This window comes from Iodobacter sp. BJB302 (genome assembly GCF_002735645.1).
In the GTDB taxonomy this organism is placed as follows: domain Bacteria; phylum Pseudomonadota; class Gammaproteobacteria; order Burkholderiales; family Chitinibacteraceae; genus Iodobacter.
Genome location: NZ_PDZG01000164.1, coordinates 1 through 1800, shown reverse-complemented (window position 1 = coordinate 1800; position 1800 = coordinate 1). Strand labels below are relative to the sequence as shown.

The 1800-nt window shown below is 60.9% G+C and carries 1 protein-coding gene; it reads left to right on the top strand.

Going from position 1 to position 1800, the window contains the following annotated elements:
* A partial coding sequence (locus CSQ88_RS23105; RefSeq protein WP_339375913.1) for a hypothetical protein occupies positions 1–1800 on the top strand: 1800 nt, incomplete at both ends.

The following is a 1800-nucleotide window of genomic DNA, read 5'->3' as shown; positions in this document are numbered from 1 at the left end:
TTCTGACTTCGCGTCAGGTTGCAGCCCTCTCCACCACCAATATTGCAGCGCTTGAAACCCGCGATCTGGCGGTGATCAGCACACTGGCGATTGCCGCACTCTCCAGCGCACAAGTTAAAGCGCTGACAACTGATCAAGTGGCCAACCTCACCACCGATCAGGTGATCAATATCACCACCAGCTCACTGGCGGGTTTAAGCACCGATCAGGCTGTAGCGCTGACCACTGCGCAGGCAGCCGAGCTGACCTCGCGTCAGGTTGCGGCCCTGAGTACCAGCAATATTGCAGCACTGGAAACCCGCGATCTCGCGGTACTGACCACCACCGCGGTGGCCGCGATGACCACCAGCCAGGTACGTGCCCTGACTACGGATCAAACCGTTGCCCTGACCACAGATCAGGCCGCTACGCTGTCTTCTTCACAAATCGCGGCGCTCTCCACCGGCAGTGTGGCGGCCCTTGAAACCCGTGATTTAGTGGTTCTTAAAACCAGCGGTATTGCTGCACTGAATACCGCGCAAGTGAACGCGCTGACCACCGCCCAAGTGGCGAATCTGACGACCGACCAAGTGGTTGCACTGAGCACCGCAGCGGTGGCCAGTGGCTTCACTACCGATCAGGTGGTGGCACTGACCACGGCACAAGCCGCCGTTCTGACAACCCGTCAGGTGGCTGCGCTGTCTACCAACAGCATGGCTGCGCTGGAAACCCGCGATCTGGCCGTCGTCAGCACAGCGGGCATTGCCGTACTGTCGAGCAACCAGATTAAAGCCCTGACTACCGCACAAGTTGCAACCCTGACGACTGATCAGACACTGGCCCTGACCACCGGCTCACTGCTGGGCCTCACCACCGATCAGGCCGCGGCGCTGACCACGGCCCAAGCCGCCATTCTGACTTCGCGTCAGGTTGCAGCCCTCTCCACCACCAATATTGCAGCGCTTGAAACCCGCGATCTGGCGGTGATCAGCACACTGGCGATTGCCGCACTCTCCAGCGCACAAGTTAAAGCGCTGACAACTGATCAAGTGGCCAACCTCACCACCGATCAGGTGATCAATATCACCACCAGCTCGCTGGCGGGTTTAAGCACCGATCAGGCGGTGGCGCTGACCACAGCGCAGGCAGCCGAGCTGACCTCGCGTCAGGTTGCTGCCCTGAGTACCAGCAATATTGCAGCACTGGAAACCCGCGATCTCGCGGTACTGACCACCACCGCGGTGGCCGCGATGACCACCAGCCAGGTGCGTGCCCTGACCACGGATCAAACTGTCGCGCTGACCACGGATCAGGCTGCAACGCTGTCTTCTTCACAAATCGCTGCACTCTCCACCGGCAGCGTTGCGGCTCTTGAAACCCGTGATTTAGTGGTTCTTAAAACCAGCGGTATTGCCGCACTGAATACCGCACAAGTGAATGCGCTGACCACTGCCCAAGTGGCGAATCTGACGACCGACCAGGTGGTCGCACTGAGCACCGCAGCGGTGGCCAGTGGCTTCACCACCGATCAGGTGGTGGCACTGACCACGGCCCAGGCTGCGGTGCTGACAACCCGTCAGGTGGCCGCACTCTCCACCAACAGCATGGCTGCGCTGGAAACCCGCGATCTGGCCGTCGTCAGCACAGCAGGGATTGCCGTACTGTCGAGCAACCAGATTAAAGCCCTGACCACGGCACAAGTGGCCACGCTGACCACGGATCAGACACTGGCCCTGACCACCGGCTCACTGCTGGGCCTCACCACCGATCAGGCTGCGGCGCTGACCACGGCCCAGGCCGCCATTCTGACTTCGCGTCAGG